This is a genomic window from Streptomyces sp. URMC 129 (genome assembly GCF_051386415.1).
Classification (GTDB): Bacteria; Actinomycetota; Actinomycetes; order Streptomycetales; family Streptomycetaceae; genus Streptomyces.
Window position 1 is genome coordinate 1 of sequence record NZ_JBPQTQ010000333.1, and the last position, 234, is coordinate 234.

1 protein-coding gene is annotated in these 234 nt (G+C 73.1%); it reads left to right on the forward strand.

All coding sequences use genetic code 11. From position 1 onward, the window contains the following. Window positions 1–234 (forward strand): PucR family transcriptional regulator (locus tag ACSNOC_RS28015; RefSeq protein ID WP_436750370.1); only part of this gene is annotated, 234 nt, incomplete at both ends.

Here is a 234-nt window from a genome sequence, read left to right on the forward strand (position 1 = left end):
GTCCTGCTGCTGCCGTTCGTCCCCGACGACGTCCGCCGCGCCTTCACCGCCCGCCTCCTGGACCCGCTGCGCTACTACGACCGCCGCCACCGCGCCGAGCTCATCCCGACGCTGGAGGCGTTCCTGGACTGCGACGGCTCCTGGACCCGCTGCGCGACGCGGCTGCACCTGCACGTCAACACGCTGCGCTACCGGGTCGGCAGGATCGAGCAGCTGACGGGCCGCGACCTGTCC